13 protein-coding genes are annotated in these 13,726 nt (G+C 61.5%); 4 read left to right on the top strand and 9 right to left on the bottom strand.

Going from position 1 to position 13,726, the window contains the following annotated elements; translation table 11 throughout:
* Positions 1–61: 61 nt before the first annotated feature.
* Positions 62–493 carry a hypothetical protein gene (locus tag LIN44_RS19015; RefSeq protein ID WP_227315806.1) on the top strand — a complete coding sequence of 144 codons (432 nt, stop codon included), beginning with the start codon at positions 62–64 and terminating at the stop codon, positions 491–493.
* A 39-nt stretch (positions 494–532) separates the two neighbouring features.
* Here LIN44_RS19015 and LIN44_RS19010 read toward each other — a convergent pair whose 3' ends face one another.
* From LIN44_RS19010 to tssJ, 9 genes are all read right to left on the bottom strand, one after another.
* Complete coding sequence (locus tag LIN44_RS19010) at positions 533–970, bottom strand: hypothetical protein (RefSeq protein ID WP_227315805.1); 438 nt, start codon at positions 968–970, stop codon at positions 533–535.
* Positions 971–1,112: 142 nt separating this feature from the next.
* Positions 1,113–1,700 (bottom strand): hypothetical protein, encoded by a 588-nt coding sequence (locus LIN44_RS19005; RefSeq protein ID WP_227315804.1) that lies wholly within the window; start codon positions 1,698–1,700, stop codon positions 1,113–1,115.
* Positions 1,630–1,947: a PoNe immunity protein domain-containing protein gene (locus LIN44_RS27655; RefSeq protein ID WP_370641725.1), complete on the bottom strand. Its 318-nt coding sequence runs from the start codon at positions 1,945–1,947 to the stop codon at positions 1,630–1,632. The genes LIN44_RS19005 and LIN44_RS27655 overlap by 71 nt, the downstream gene beginning before the upstream one ends.
* A gap of 411 nt (positions 1,948–2,358) precedes the next feature.
* Positions 2,359–3,414 (bottom strand): hypothetical protein, encoded by a 1,056-nt coding sequence (locus tag LIN44_RS18995; protein ID WP_227315802.1) that lies wholly within the window; start codon positions 3,412–3,414, stop codon positions 2,359–2,361.
* Positions 3,411–4,988, bottom strand: a complete 1,578-nt coding sequence (locus tag LIN44_RS18990) for a hypothetical protein (protein ID WP_227315801.1) — start codon at positions 4,986–4,988, stop codon at positions 3,411–3,413. Before LIN44_RS18990 ends, LIN44_RS18995 begins: the two co-directional genes overlap by 4 nt.
* Entirely contained in the window at positions 4,985–7,795 is a 2,811-nt protein-coding gene (locus tag LIN44_RS18985) for a type VI secretion system Vgr family protein (protein ID WP_227315800.1), read from the bottom strand. The genes LIN44_RS18990 and LIN44_RS18985 overlap by 4 nt, the downstream gene beginning before the upstream one ends.
* Before the next feature lie 78 nt (positions 7,796–7,873).
* Complete coding sequence (gene icmH / locus LIN44_RS18980) at positions 7,874–8,668, bottom strand: type IVB secretion system protein IcmH/DotU (protein ID WP_227315799.1); 795 nt, start codon at positions 8,666–8,668, stop codon at positions 7,874–7,876.
* The gene (gene tssK, locus LIN44_RS18975) at positions 8,665–10,011 is read right to left on the bottom strand and encodes a type VI secretion system baseplate subunit TssK (protein WP_227315798.1); all 1,347 of its coding nucleotides are present in this window, start codon (positions 10,009–10,011) and stop codon (positions 8,665–8,667) included. Before tssK ends, icmH begins: the two co-directional genes overlap by 4 nt.
* A 39-nt stretch (positions 10,012–10,050) precedes the next feature.
* Positions 10,051–10,743, bottom strand: a complete 693-nt coding sequence (gene tssJ / locus LIN44_RS18970) for a type VI secretion system lipoprotein TssJ (RefSeq protein WP_227315797.1) — start codon at positions 10,741–10,743, stop codon at positions 10,051–10,053.
* A 301-nt stretch (positions 10,744–11,044) separates the two neighbouring features.
* On the opposite strand from tssJ, the gene LIN44_RS18965 reads away from it, so the two are divergent.
* The 3 genes from LIN44_RS18965 to tssC are packed head-to-tail and all read left to right on the top strand — an operon-like array spanning position 11,045 to position 13,670.
* Positions 11,045–11,635, top strand: coding sequence for a tetratricopeptide repeat protein (locus LIN44_RS18965; protein WP_227316366.1), 591 nt, complete (start codon positions 11,045–11,047; stop codon positions 11,633–11,635).
* A 36-nt stretch (positions 11,636–11,671) separates the two neighbouring features.
* Positions 11,672–12,187, top strand: coding sequence for a type VI secretion system contractile sheath small subunit (tssB, locus tag LIN44_RS18960; protein WP_012355842.1), 516 nt, complete (start codon positions 11,672–11,674; stop codon positions 12,185–12,187).
* On the top strand, positions 12,180–13,670 hold the full coding sequence (gene tssC / locus LIN44_RS18955) for a type VI secretion system contractile sheath large subunit (protein WP_115700236.1): 1,491 nt from the start codon (positions 12,180–12,182) through the stop codon (positions 13,668–13,670). Before tssB ends, tssC begins: the two co-directional genes overlap by 8 nt.
* The last annotated feature ends 56 nt before the right edge of the window (positions 13,671–13,726 follow it).

Here is a 13,726-nt window from a genome sequence, read left to right as displayed (position 1 = left end):
CGCGGGGATGTCATGCCAGGGCGCTAACCTGAAGCGCATCCACGCCATGTACCCAATCCCGATGCAGCGCTACCTGATCGCCTGCGCCCTGGCCGCCGGCGCAGGCCCCGCCCAGGCCGCCACCAACGAACTGCCGCCAGCCGTCGCGCTGGCAAGCCGGCATGCCATGGCGGCTTGCCAGGAATTCATGCATGACGACGCCGACGAATACCGTGCCTGCATCGACGCCGTCGCCCGCGAGATTCCGCGCGGGCGCAAGGACACGACGGCGCGGTTGCTCGGGCATTACTACTATGCGTGGATCGGAGCCAATAGTTCGGCGCGCCTGTCGTTGCCTGGAGCCGAGGCGGCGGCGCGGGTTTATCTGCGGAAATTTCGGGCCTTGCAGCGCAAGGTTGGGGTGGATGACAAGATGTTGTGCAAGGCGGTGCCGGGGGATTGTGGGGAGCGGGTGGGGGTGATTGAGAAGTTGGAGGGGGAGAAGGGGCGGTGAAAGGGTCGGGGAATGGCTGGGCGCGATAGTTGAACGCCGCTAGTCGCTGTATGCCCGGAGGAGGTCACGTATCTCTTCTTTGGTCAACTGGCCAGAGGCGAGCGCAGCCGAAAAGTCATTCTTCCCCAGCGGAAAGCGCGCGAGCAGCGAGTGAAGGCTCTCTTTGTCCAAGGGCGTAGCAGTCAGCGGATCCAGCCAGAACTTCTCCGTTGCTTCCCGAGTGTCCAGCTTTGTGCCCTCCACATTGATGTAGACCTTGTACCGGATAAAACCCTCGGGGAAAGCGCGATCAAGATACAGAGATGTGCCCCGGGGCAGGATGGCGGCAGGACTGTCTGAGCTGCCCCCCGTGAGCAGCAATGGATACTGCAGCTTGTGCACCCTGAGGACCTCTTCGTGCTCGATCTTGTGTACCAGGGATGCGCCAGCTATGGCTCCGATGATTGCGGAGAGGATCAGGGTTATTAGGCGCTTCATGGTGCTGTCCATTCCTCCCGGCGCTTATTCGGTCGCGCCAGTTGGCGTGTCAAAGTCAGTGGTGACAAGATTCGCATCTCGCAAGCGCCTGGCGTAGGCTACGAGGTCTTTGGGGTACATCCTGTGGTTGATGCCACTGTCATCAAGGCGTGGCTTCATCCGGCGGCTCTCCACGTCCGGGACTAGATGGCGCCACGAGGCGTTCCAGTAAGCCGTCGCTAACGCCCCTTTCTACGTTGCCATAGTCTAGGAATGCCATCACCCTAGGCATCATCGGCGTGTATCCACTGAGAAGCCCAAAACAAACCATACGCAGTGCGACGATCCAGTATTCCTCATCGCGTAGGGTCACATGCGGTGTAAAATATCCTTCGGATTCCGGCGTGGTGGGATCATTTTTATGGAATGCAGCATACTCCTCAGCCCATCTCAAGACGTAGGGCCAAACTTGTGCAGTCTGTTCTACCGGCGCGCCGGCTGAGTATGGCATGCTCATCCAATCCAGTGCACTCCACAAGCGCTGCTGAGTTGATGTTGAAAGTGCGCCGGGTTTATCCTTCGCTGCATGCTTTGGTAGGTCCATTGTGACCATTGCAATGCCACCAAGCTTGTCATTAAATCGCTCGTCATGAGTGCTGTACCGTAGGCGAGGCTCTCGTTTACGTTCGAACCTGTCGGAAGGCACCTTCCACGCGAACCAGCGCTCCCAGTCGATTCGGTTGTGCTTCATGATTGTCCACGTCTGGGGGATCGTTGCACGTCGGTACTGTCAACTTGGCCGGCGTCCAAAGTCTGCGAGATCCGCCATAAAAGGGCCTGTCGCGGAACTCCGCATCGTCGATATCAAGAACGATTGAAATGGCCGCCGCCTCGAAGCTCCAATAGCCGAGGCAATTGTGAATACGTCCCTGTGTGTGCGATTCATAATAGGGTTCGTGCCGACTAGCCTTGTATCTTGCGTCAAGATAGCTGCTCATCAATGTACGCGCGCATCTGCAGACGCATCGAAGATCTTGAGCGCCTTGGAGCAGGGTAGATGTCGAGTGCACTTGCCTGGTGGTTCCTCGCGATGTGACAAGTACGGTGCCACAAAGGCGCTCCAGCAACCCATCATGTCGTCGTTTTCGTAGTAACGAGTCTCGGGGATTCTAAAAGGCGGGCTCGGGAATAGGATTTAGTGTTGCCATACTCTTGTACCATGGGTCAAGATAGCTGCTCATCAGTGTGACGCGCTTATCTGCCGGCGCATCGAAGATCTTGAGCGCCTTGGAGTAGGGGAGATGCCGTGGGCATTTTCCTGGTGGCGCACCGCGATGTGCCAAGTACGGAGGACGCGTAGCCATTGTGTTGGGACTCGACCTTGTCTTCCTGAATCGATTAAGCGAGTTTCAGAGCTTCGGATCGGATTGGTTAATGTCCCATTGCCAGATGGTAGTGCCATAGTCTGAGGCCACTTCGGGCATGGTCTCACCTCGCTTGAAATATCGCCGCGACAGGCTCTTGGCCGGCGTTATCCAATAGCCGCTCTTGGGGCAAGGTTGCCCTCCTTCGCAGCGTAGGCGATATTCCCCAAGTTGGGACTTTTGATCCATTGAGCCGTTTTCAACAAAATGCCACGTTGTATTAGTGGCTTTCGTTACGGGATCTCCTTCGAGTTCCCAATCTGGCTCAAATGTCCCTGCATCCTCATCATCGAGATGCCACATATCAAGCCCAATAATTTGGTAAGCAGGCTGCATCGATAAGCCTTCAACACAGAATGCCAAGCTGAAATTACTGGCACCTTCAATCCATTGAGACGGAACCCAAACGCCGGTGCGAGGACACGTCTGCCCGGGGGATACTGCAAAATCGTCATTGATTGTGTGTCTCGGATAGGTCTCTAATGAACTGAGTATGCCATGTTTTTCCATAAACTTTATTGATTGAGCCATATCACCGACATGGCTATCGTCTCTGTCAAGAAAAGGAGAATCAGTTGCCGCTGCGTCGCGTCTGAGCCATTCCAAACCTCCTGGTCGAAGGTTATTAAGCGTGACATGCCCGGTCCCACAAGCAGCACTAAGCTTTTCGTGTGATGTTTTCCACTGCTTGGATTGTTCCTCGTTCATCCAACCGAGTGGCTGTTCGATAAGACCGCGATAGTCTGTGGTGGGTGAATTCAAAAAGTCGACCATAGGCATATAGTCGCCTCCGTCTTGGATGAATTTGACTCCGCGGCGAATATTGTCGGCATGCTGCAGATAGCGCGACACCCAATAGTCCAGCCGAGCTTGGCGATGGAGTCCATGATCGGTGATGAATCCGTTATACAGGTTGGCAAATTCTTCGCATAGCGTTGCACACAATTCGTAAAAACCGAAAGATGTAGTCTGATAAAGAAACCATGCATCCTGGTCCAGGTTACGGGTGACGTTGTAGGGGCGAAGGTTGGTTTTGCTCATTTCTTGCTCTCCGGTAATGCGAGCATGATGCCTTTTGCTTCGGAGTGATTCCAGTCAGAGAACCCCCAACCAGTTTCAAAAGGGCCGCGCACATGTTTATCATTGACCTTTCCACGTAGGACAGCCGGCGCCGTACGTCCGGTTACGTCCTGCCAGTCGATGCGACTATCTATCTGATCGGGCTTACGGCCGGGCAACGCCTTGCCAGTGCTGGGATCGATGCGTGGCCGACTTGGTGCGAGCGTATCGGCAGTTGGGAAGAATACAAGCTGTTCGGCACCGCCAGGGAGGTGGTAGGGAGTTCCATCAAGCTCCTGCGAGGCGGCAGGGCCTTTCCATACTGGGAGCCCTTCCCCAGCCGAGATCTCGTATACAACATACTGACCATTCTGGTTCCAATCCGGCTTGACCGCCAGTTGCTCGCGCCAATCCGAACGATTTTTCAGGCTATGAAAAGTTCTTTCGTCGACCCAAAAAATTCCACCGGCTGCACTGGTAGGGTCTACGATGCGGTAGAGCTTTGCAGGACCTTGAATAACCTCGATGGATATCTTCTTGTGTTCAAAAGTTTGGATTAGCTCCAAATCGAGCATCGGCGGGCTGTTCAGTCCTTTTGCAGCTCGATCCGCGATTTTTTTCTCCAGTTTTTTCTGGGTTGATTGGGCTTGCAAGATATTCGGTGCAGGGTGGGGGAGCTTTGGTGCCCTGCTTACCCAAGAGGGCGGCCGTCTGTTAATTAGTCCCGCTGCCCCCTCTCGGCTAATCGGTGCGATCCAGCCCTTGTTATGCGTTTGCGTATAGGCAATCCACGCATGGTCGTCTAGCCGTTTCGCTGTAATCTTCAAAATCGTCCGAATCGGCGCGGTAAACTGCTCGAGCCCATTTGCCATCTTTTGCTTGTTCTTGCCAAGGAAATCCAGGAAGTCGTTCAGCTTCTCCCGCGTTGATCCCGGGACAATATACTTCAGGCGTCCAAGAAACTTCTCGGTCTTGTCCGCCGCCGTCAGGAACTGCGCCTTCAATTTGGCACCGTTGACCAAGCCGGCTAGCTCAGTTATTTTCTTCGAACAGAAGCGGTAGATGTCAGCCACACCTTCCTTGGTAGCCCATTTCACGACCCTGGAACTGCTGAGAAACTCGGTGATCTTGGGCAGGGCGGCATCCAGTGCCTGGTTGGTGGCGCGACCGAGCTTGGTTGCGTCGAAAATTTCATCGACCCGCCGCAAGTACTTGCGAATGTAGACAAAGGCGATCTTGATGACGCCCTTGATAACCGAGCCGACCTCCGGGAAGAAGCCGATAATCGTCAGCGCGATGAAGAACAGGATCAGCTTGTTGCCGGGGTCCTTCCGATACGCACGAATATTCGCACACAGGTCGCGGATGTCGCAGATCGTATCGACGATCGGAATCAGGGAGATGACCATGTCGGCCGCAATCTGACCGGCGGAACGGTCTTCATTGAAGTCGCCCTGAATCGCTTCCCATAGCCAAAGGCCGACCCCTTTGTCTTCGGGCTTGGCTTGGCCGTGGACAAGGCCCCATGCCTCTTCTGTCTGTTGTTGGGTGCTCATGCGGTCGTATTCGTCTGGTCCTGGTTTAGCCGTGCTTCCTCTTCACGGATGAGCGGTTCAGTGGCCGCCAGCAGGTCATCCAGAGAGGGCCGGGGCACGTCCTTTGCGGCGGGGTTGTTCTTGTACGTGAGCGTGGCTTGCCCCCATGGCACGGCTTCTTCCCGCTGCTCGGCAACGCCATTCAGCTTGCCCGTACGCTTGGTGCCGTCGGCAAACGTGAGTTCGTATTCGATGTTGCGCATAGGCTGACCTTCATAGCCCAGCAGGCTCATCTCGATCCAGTTGGGCTGGCTTGCTGCAATTGGCAGCGCCGGCAACGCTGCGGCGCTCCCCCCAGCCCCCACCAACGGATGCCCAGCCCCCTTCACCGACAATAACCCCGGCGTCTCAAACGTAATCGCATTCCCATCCAGCACGATCCGCGACGAGCCGCCGTGCAGCACTACCTTCTTCTGCGCCAGCACCTCGATGCCTTCGGTCGATGACGTCACCGTCACGGCCTTGTCCGCCATGACAGCCAGCGTATCGGTATGCGCCTGGATGGAAACCGGTCCGCCGGCGGCGATCGCGCGAATCCCATGGTGCTGGCTGAACAGGCTTACGCCCTTGGCTGCCGCCGCGGCGAAGGTGTTGCCGGCGCCGACATGCCAGTCAGCCTGTGCCAGGCCCAACAGATGCCTTCCGGCAAAAATGCTGGTGGTGGCCTGCGTGGCCAGTGCGATCGAACTGGGCGATTCCGCGACGAGCCATGGTTGCCCGAAGCGCTCGGCGGCGGTGCCCGTATCCGGGCGCTTGGCGTCCTGGTCGTTGACCCGGTCCGGATAACTGCCGTCCTGTTGCGGGTCGATGGCCTTGGTCAGCGGTTCGAAAGCGGCGATGGCGCCCAGCGGCAGCGCCTGCTGCGAGGTGGCGGCATCGGACAGGCGCTGGGCGGTACGCTCGGCGGCAGTGAGCTGCCCGCGGGCCTCGCGGATGTCGAGCATGGTGCCGCCGGCCCTGGCCTGGACGGTGGTCGACAGCAGCAGGCCGTTGCCGGCGCGCACGATGGCCCAGGCGTCGGTGCGCAGTTCGGCGCCGGTGCCGCGCCAGGCGCCGCGTTCACCGCTGGCTGGCGGCTGCGCGATCACGTAGCCGAGGTTGAGCTGGGTGTCGGCGGCGGAACTGGCCAGGCGCATGCGCAACTGGCCGGTGTTGTCGTCGACCACCCACTGGTTGTAGCCGCCGTCGGCGAAGTTGTGCGAATGCCAGCCGGACAGCGCAGTGTTCAGCGGCGCCTCGCTGGCGGGCCAGGGCAGGGCGTCCTGTTCGTTGTGCAGCTGCGCCACCACCATCGGGCGGTCGATGTCGCCATCGAGGTAGGTCAGCATGACCTCGGTGCCGGCGCGGGGCAGGTGATGCGCACCCCAGTTGGGGCCGGCCGCGGCGGTGGCCACACGCACCCACGCGGTGACCTGTGTCAGGTCGTCCTGGGCCGGGTCGGCGGCGGTGTCGGCACGGGGATCGGCCATGGGCGCGCGCAGCCAGGGCAGGCGCACGCGCACGCGGTGATCGCGCTCGGTGGTCAGCGGGGCGCCGCCTTCGGCGATGACGACGGCAGGCTGGCCTTCCGGTGCCGTGGGCTTGGGCAAGTACACCGGCACGATCGGCGCATCGGCGCGCACCGCTTCGAAGCGGTTGCGGTAGCTGCCGGCTTCGATGTCGGACAGGCCCAGCAGCAATGCGACTTCGGCGCCCAGGTTGTTGGCCGCTTCATGGCGCACCGCCAGCGTGACGAACTCGTTCGCGGCGGTGTCGAAGTGTCCGGTCAGGGTGAAGCGTTCGCCGGCGCCCAGTGCGCGAACGCTGCCTTCGCCTTCATAGCGCAGGTAGCGGCTTTCATGCGCTTGGGCCTGCAACTGCGCGGCGCGCCGGGCAGCGTCGGCGTCAGGAAAGCGATAGGTGCCGCGGGTCTCGAAAGATTCCAGCGTCGGCCATTCGCCCAGGCTCTCGCTGCTGCCATCGCCCGCGGTGGCGGCCAGGGACTTGTAGTCCCACGAGGCAACCGTGACGGCATTGGTGCCGGTGGCTGCCTGCAGCGACCAGTGGTCGATGGCGTCTTCGCGCTCGGTTGCGTCGCTGCGGTGGAAGCGGATGCTGGCCTGCGCGCAGGCGGGGCGTTCGGCCTGGGTGTCGAAGATCACCAGGCAATGGCGGGACTGGGCCTGGTCCTCCTGGCCGGACGTTTCGGCGTCGTCCTGCTGATGTTCGAAGCGGTACGACAGGCCTTCCTCGGCCAGCAGGCGCGTGACAAAGGCAAGATCCGTCTCGCGATACTGGCAGCAGATGGAGCGCTTGCGCATCGGCTGGCTGACTGCCATGCGGAATTGAGCGTGCGGGTAATCCGCCAGGACGTCTTCGATGATCTCCAGCGCGGTCTTGTCCTGGTAGACATAGCAATCCGTGCGTGCGCACAGGCGATCGAACCAGGTGCCCACCGTCAGGCGGTAGCGGGCCAGGCCACCGTCGCCGCCGATGGCCGCGCAGGACTGCACATAGCCGTGCCAGGCGCGGCGCGAGCCGTCGGCAAGCATCAGGCGCAGTGTGATTTCGTCGGCGGCCAGGCGCGCAGTGTCCAGGTGTGCGGACGGGCTAAGGCAATCGATCTGCAGCTGGAAGGGCGTGCAGACCCCCTCGTGCGCGACGAAGCGCTCCACGACCAGGTCGTCGGCGGTAAGCGCCGTCTCCAGTGTGATCTGGCGCGTGCGCTGGCCGAGCAGGCCGGACATCGCGGCCAGCGCGGAAGATGGGTAAGAGGACAAGGGCTTCATCGGAGCATCGTCGCGCTAGAGAGGTCGGCATGCGATCCGGCGGGCAGCAGGACCGTCATCGATGGCATCAACGCGGCATCAGGGCAGCGAGATGGTCAGGTGCGAATAGCGCGGGCCCAGCTTGATCACCTGCGAGTAGCCCTGCAGCGTGTCGCTGGTCTGCGAGCGCAGCGTCGTCGACAGTCCAAGGAAGGCCAGCAGGGCGATCAACGCAAAGACCGCGCCGAAGATCCACAGCGGGGTTTCGCGCTTGAGCGCGTGAGAGATCTTGTCCGGGATCGGCCATTGCGGGGCGAAGGCGGCACGCTTGCCCTTGATTGCCGAGATCTCGTCGCCGAGGCGCGCGGTCAGGTAGGCCAGCTTCTCCGGCCCCTCCAGGATGTACTTGCCGCGGAACCCCAGCAGCAGGCACATGTGGAACACTTCCAGCGCCTGCAGGCGGGGCGCGCCCTGCGCACGCAGTTCTTCCAGCTTGGTGAAGAAGCCTTCGCCCGCCAGCTGCTCGCCGAACAGCACCAGTTGCAGCGGACGCCGCTCCCATGTGCTGCGGATGCTGAAGTTCGACGCCAGGATGGTCTCGTCGATGGCCGCGCAGAAGGCGTACTTGGCATCGAAGATGTCTTCGGCCGCCACGTTGAGCCGCTTGGCGCCGCGCTCGAAGTCATCGAGGAAGTCACGCACCTTCTGCAGGAATTCCTCGGCGCTGCCCGGCTGCTGGCCATTGCGCAGCAGGAAGAGCATGAAGAAACCATCGTAGAGCAGGTCGAGCAGCGTGCGGGCGTGCATGGCGCCGTCGGCAGAGCCTGCGGCGGCAGGAGAGGGCTGGCCGGCCGGCGAGGCGCCGAACAGCGAAGGCGTGGAGGTAGCGCTCATGAGGTCACCGCAATCAGTTCAAGTTTGAGTTCCCGGATGCCGGCCGGGGTGTAGATGGTGATGGTCTGCGCCTGCAGCATGCGGTCGTATAGCGCACCGCGCGCCTCGATCGCGAAATAGCACGCGCCCGGACGCACCGGGATGGCGGGCGGCACTTGCGGCGTGTAGGTCAACGGCACGCCCGGCATTGAGGACAGCACCAGCTTGTCTACATCGTCCGGAGCGCCGACCTTGAAGCGGCTCGGGATAGCCTCGACCAGTTCGGCCACGGGCATGTCGGCGCTGACTGACAGGTAGAAGCTGGTCTTGTCGTCGATCTTCCCGGAATCCAGCCGACCCAGATGGAACGAGGGGCGGGTCTCGTCCAGCGCGATCGAAAAGTAGCGCGTGGAGATGACGGTATCGAGCAGGTCGCGGATGATGCTGTCCAGCCGCGCAAAGACCGGGCCCGGGCTGTCGTGGTCATAGACCGGTAGATCGGCCAGTGTGTGGCTCTTCGAGAATGTCATCAGGGCACCGGCCAGGCGCAGCATTTCCTGGAACAGGCGCTCAGGATGCAGTTCGGGATGGTGGAACAGATGCGCCAGCGCGGCGAAGGAGGCATTGGCGGTATGCAGCAGCCAGAACGACGCGATATCGCCCGAGCGGAACTCGATGATGTTCTTGGTGGGTTCGCGATGAAAGCCGTACAGCGCGTTGACCTTGGCTTGCAGGGCATCGATCAGCCGCCGCAGGCGCAGGTACAGCACGGCCGAGGCGTTGATCGACAGGCTCGGAGCGACAAAGGTCTCGTCCAGTTCAAAGCCGCCGGTCGCGGTACGCCGGATGCGCACCACCGGCAGGGAGATGAACTGGTCGCGCGGCTCGGTCTCGGCCACCAGCCGCACGGCCTTCTTCAGGTAAGTGATGGCTGCCGGTTCCGCTTCCGTGAAGAGGTCCGAGGTTTCGGTCTGCAGGCCGACATAGCGGGATGACAGTGAACCCTCCACGTCGTCGCGATAGTTGCCGCCCGCATCGTGCAGCGGTTGCAGGGCCAAGTAGAAGGTTAGTTCGGACGTGCCTGCGGGCATGGCGTCCAGCACCACTGGCGGCGGCAGCTCATCGGCCTGGGGCGCGGAATACAGCTCGCCATCCGGAAAGAACAGCGACAGCTCTGTTACGCGCAGCACCCCGCTGGCGAGCGCATCGGTGTCGAAACTGGCATTGCGCACGCCCCAGCCATAGGGTTGGATCACTTGCGCGGTGGCGTGCAGGCGCGATTCATGGTACGCGTCCTGCCGCTGGAAATGCTGGGGCCGCAGGAACAGGCCTTCGCCCCACAGAATTTTGGCGGAATAACTCACGGTTGCCTTTGTTGTCCTTGTTGGTGCCGGGCCGGCGCGTCAGGTGCGGCAGCCGGCTGCGGAGACGAGGTTCAGGTTGCTGCTGGCCACGGCCCCCGCCGGTGTGATCGCATCGCCCACGGTCAGCGTCATGGCGCAGGCATGCAAGCCGATGGTCACGCCAGACTTCTCACTCCGGGCGCTGTCGAACGCGAACTTCCAGCGCTGTGGAGCAGGGCTGCGAAACAGTGCCACCACGCCGAAGGTGCCGGCCTCGCGCGTGATCTTTTCCACGATTTCATAGCGCTGGCCGGGGATTAGAGTCATCTCTCTAACTTGTACCAAGTCGGCGCCTAGTGTCTTCTGCTCTCGTTGCGGATCGATGAAGGTATCGAAGGGTGCCTGCAGGAAGCTGGTCGGATCCTTCAGCTTGTATAGCCGCACCACGATGGCAGCGGGCCGGTTATCGGCTGCCGCATTGAGATTGTTGCCGGCGTACAGCTTCAGCGGGACTTCCCGCGGCGGCTTCTGTGATTCCGGCACGTTGGACGGCTTGAGGCCAACTGCTTCCAGCGCGCCGCTGGCGGCGCCCGCCAGCAGCGTGCCGCCGACCGAGCAACCTGCCAGCGCCGCAACGCATACGGCGGCTGCCAGACCCGCGGCAAGCCTGGCTCGCTTTGCCGCGGGGGCGTGGCGCTTGCCGTGCCCGGCTGGCGCGCTGTACGGCTCCCGACTGAATTTAATTTGTCGCATGACAGAAGTTAAAACTATCTAATTCAGCAGTTGGAGACCTATCCAACAAAACGGTAGAGAACTACCAAAAAGTACTAATGCTGACAATATCCTCCGATCTGTTGTCAGCCGTAAGCGGCAGAGTGTACTATTCCGGCCAATTCGGGTTCAACACAGTTCTGACATTATTGGCATTTGGCACTTTTCCCGCGGGATCTTTGCCTGGGCCACGCCCGAATCGCCCCGCCGCAATCTTGAACTTTCACAGAGACTCGCCGTGAACGACTACAAGCCCAAGTCAGGAATCCAACGCACCCTGGTGATGCTGGCCAGCACCGCCGTGCTGCTCGCTGGCTGCGCAACCTCCAATCCGGGGCCGCAGAGCGATGAGTCGTTCAAGCAAAGCATGTCCGAGGCCGAAGCTGCGCTGGCGAGCGGCCAGCGCGAGCAGGCCATCAGCCTGTTCGAGCAGATCGCCAAGAACAACCCGACGCGGGAAGAACCGTGGTCGCGCATGGCGCAGATCGAGTTCGGCGCCGAGCACTATCCACAAGCGATCGTCGCGGCCGAAGAGGCATTGCAGCGTGACGCCACCGACCGCAAGGCCAAGAGCGTGCTGGCGGTCAGCGGGCTGCGCGTGGCACGCCGCTCGCTGCAGGAACTGCGCGCCGACAGCGCCCTGGCCGGCGACGTGCGCTCCGACGCCCAGTTGCTGGCCCAGATGCTGCGCGACACGCTGGGCGAGCAAGTGCTGTTCCCCCGCGACAAGAATGCCGCGCCCGCGGCCAAGCCGGTGCCGCGCCGCCGTGCCGCGCCTGCCAGACCGACGGCCGCCGCAGCGCAACCGGCGCAGCCGGCTCAGCCAGCGGCTTCGGGCGGCGGCAGCGCAGACCCGTTCGGCGCACTGCGCTGATCCTCAGACCGGATTCCGCCAGATCGGAGAGTAGTGATGGCCAAGAAAGAAAGCGTACAGAAGCGCCTGCAGAAGGTGCGTCCCCCGCGCGTGCAACTGACTTACGACGTTGAAAAGGGCGACGCCATCGAGCAGAAGGAACTGCCCTTTGTCGTGGGCGTGGTGGCTGACCTGTCGGGCCAGTCCGAAGTGGCCCAGCCCAAGCTGCGCGACCGCAAGTTCGTCAACATCGACCGCGACAACTTCGACGACGTGATGGCCGGCATCGAGCCGCGCGCGGCGTTCCAGGTGCCGAACACGCTCTCGGAGGAAGGCGGCAAGTTCGGCGTAGACCTGAAGTTCCATTCGCTCGAGGATTTCAACCCGGAAGCCGTGGTCGAGCAGATCGAGCCGCTGCGCAAGCTGCTCGAAGCCCGCTCCAAGCTGGCCGACCTGCGCAACAAGCTGGCAGGCAACGACAAGCTGGAAGACCTGCTTTCGGAGGTGCTGACCAATACCGAGTCGCTGCAAAAGCTCGGTGCCAATGCCAGGAACGGTGGCGACGATGCTTGATAACCAGTCTGCTGCAGTTGCCCAGCCCGGCGTGGCTGTCGGCACGTTGAATCTGCTCGATGAGATCGTCGAGCAGAGCAAAGTGGCGAAGTCGGATTCCGAACATGCGCGCGCCAAGGACATCATCGGCGAGCTGGTCAGCCAGGTCCTGGACGGCACCGTGGTGGTGTCCGACAACCTGTCGGCGACGCTGGATGCGCGCGTGGCCGAGCTGGATCGCCTGATCTCGGCCCAGCTCAGCGCCGTGATGCATGCGCCGGAGTTCCAGAAGCTGGAAAGCACGTGGCGCGGGCTGTCGTACCTGGTCAAGGAAACGCAGACCGGCACGATGATCAAGATCAAGGCGTTGAACGCGACCAAGCGCGACCTGGTGCGCGACTTCAAGACCGCGATCGACTTCGACCAGAGCGCGCTGTTCAAGAAAGTCTACGAAGAAGAGTTCGGCACCTTTGGCGGCGCGCCGTTCGGCGCGCTGATCGGCGACTACGAAATCACGCGCCAGCCCGAGGACGTCTATTTCATCGAGCAGATGTCGCACGTGGCCTCGGCCTCGCACGCGCCGTTCATCGCGTCGGCGTCGCCCGAGTTGCTCGGCCTGGAGACCTTCGCTGACCTTGGCAAGCCGCGCGATCTGGCCAAGGTGTTCGATACCGTTGAATATGCCAAGTGGAAGTCGTTCCGCGAATCCGAGGATTCGCGCTACGTCGGCCTGACCATGCCGCGCTTCCTGGGGCGCTTGCCGTACAACCCGAAGGACGGCACCACGGTCGAGGGCTTCAACTTCGTCGAGGATGTGGACGGCACCGACCATGGCAAGTACCTGTGGTGCAACGCCGCGTGGGCGTTCGGCGCGCGCCTGACTGCGGCGTTCGAGGATTTTGGCTGGTGCGCCGCCATTCGTGGCGTCGAGGGCGGTGGCCTGGTCGAGGATCTGCCGACGCATACCTTCAAGACCGACGATGGCGAAATCGCACTCAAGTGCCCGACCGAGATCGCCATTACCGATCGGCGCGAGAAGGAACTGAGCGACCTCGGCTTCATCCCGCTGGTGCACTGCAAGAACTCGGACTACGCCGCGTTCTTTGCCGCCCAATCGGTGCAGAAGCCCAAGAAGTACAACACTGACAGCGCCAATGCCAATGCCGTGCTGTCGGCGCAACTGCAATACATCTTCTCGGTGTCGCGCGTGGCGCATTACCTGAAGGCCATGATGCGGGACAAGATCGGCAGTTTTGCTTCAGCGCAGAACGTGGAGAGCTTCCTGAACCGCTGGATCTCCCAATACGTTCTGCTGGACGATAACGCCAGCCAGGAGCAGAAGGCGCAGTTCCCCTTGCGGGAAGCCTCGATCCAGGTGTCGGAAGTACCCGGCAAGCCGGGCACTTACCGCTCTGTGGCCTTCCTGCGCCCGCACTTCCAGCTTGATGAACTGTCGATCTCGCTGCGGCTGGTTGCGGATTTGCCGAAAGCGGCAAACTCCTGACCGCGATCCCTGCGGGGGAATGCGGGCGCAGTACCTAGCAATGCCAGGCAACTGGC

It is taken from the genome of Cupriavidus sp. MP-37, from assembly GCF_020618415.1.
Lineage (GTDB): Bacteria > Pseudomonadota > Gammaproteobacteria > Burkholderiales > Burkholderiaceae > Cupriavidus.
This window is presented reverse-complemented; position numbering and strand designations above follow the sequence as displayed.

Bases quoted from the DNA above. Each gene is read 5' to 3' on its own strand.
- LIN44_RS19015 (WP_227315806.1), top strand. From the start codon at position 62: ATGCAGCGCTACCTGATCGCCTGCGCCCTGGCCGCCGGCGCAGGCCCC.
- LIN44_RS19010 (WP_227315805.1), bottom strand. From the start codon at position 970: ATGAAGCGCCTAATAACCCTGATCCTCTCCGCAATCATCGGAGCCATA.
- LIN44_RS19005 (WP_227315804.1), bottom strand. From the start codon at position 1,700: ATGAAGCACAACCGAATCGACTGGGAGCGCTGGTTCGCGTGGAAGGTG.
- LIN44_RS27655 (WP_370641725.1), bottom strand. From the start codon at position 1,947: ATGAGCAGCTATCTTGACGCAAGATACAAGGCTAGTCGGCACGAACCC.
- LIN44_RS18995 (WP_227315802.1), bottom strand. From the start codon at position 3,414: ATGAGCAAAACCAACCTTCGCCCCTACAACGTCACCCGTAACCTGGAC.
- LIN44_RS18990 (WP_227315801.1), bottom strand. From the start codon at position 4,988: ATGAGCACCCAACAACAGACAGAAGAGGCATGGGGCCTTGTCCACGGC.
- LIN44_RS18985 (WP_227315800.1), bottom strand. From the start codon at position 7,795: ATGAAGCCCTTGTCCTCTTACCCATCTTCCGCGCTGGCCGCGATGTCC.
- icmH (WP_227315799.1), bottom strand. From the start codon at position 8,668: ATGAGCGCTACCTCCACGCCTTCGCTGTTCGGCGCCTCGCCGGCCGGC.
- tssJ (WP_227315797.1), bottom strand. From the start codon at position 10,743: ATGCGACAAATTAAATTCAGTCGGGAGCCGTACAGCGCGCCAGCCGGG.
- LIN44_RS18965 (WP_227316366.1), top strand. From the start codon at position 11,045: ATGCTGGCCAGCACCGCCGTGCTGCTCGCTGGCTGCGCAACCTCCAAT.
- tssB (WP_012355842.1), top strand. From the start codon at position 11,672: ATGGCCAAGAAAGAAAGCGTACAGAAGCGCCTGCAGAAGGTGCGTCCC.
- tssC (WP_115700236.1), top strand. From the start codon at position 12,180: ATGCTTGATAACCAGTCTGCTGCAGTTGCCCAGCCCGGCGTGGCTGTC.